Annotated in this window: 1 pseudogene; it reads right to left on the bottom strand. The window is 51.0% G+C overall.

Annotation, left to right across the window (positions count from 1 at the left end):
* Nucleotides 1–7: 7 nt before the first annotated feature.
* Nucleotides 8–281 (bottom strand): annotated as a pseudogene (locus tag ACUU1I_RS21245) (hypothetical protein).
* Between the last annotated feature and the right edge of the window lie 131 nt (nucleotides 282–412).

A 412-nucleotide genomic window follows, 5' to 3' on the forward strand; every position in this document is an offset into this window, starting at 1 on the left:
CTGAAAATCACCACCACTTCGGGTCATCCGCCTTCATCTCCGCTTCTGTTTCGTATAAATCAAAACGACGGCAGGTATGGCAGAACGTGACGTATTCGTACGGTGAATCCGGGTACATTTTGTGGAAGGTTTCCCAGAAACAGACCGTGCAGGAGGGATGACCGGTGATAAAGTCTGCAAATACGGACTTATAAGGGTGATTATTGGCTCTGGCGACGGCTTTCAGAACCCTCTTTCACCATTCTGGTGTGGACTTTCTGGTGCTCCAGGTTGTGTGACATGGGAACTCATTCTGGATGGTTACTCTGAAAGCTCATATTCTGCCACACCCCGATTTGCAGCCGCCAGGCTGCCGTGGTTCTTACGCCAGAAGGGATTTGTAACTGGTCTGGTCGGCTCCGGCGTATCAGTC

The organism is Shigella sp. SIG3, from assembly GCF_053555855.1.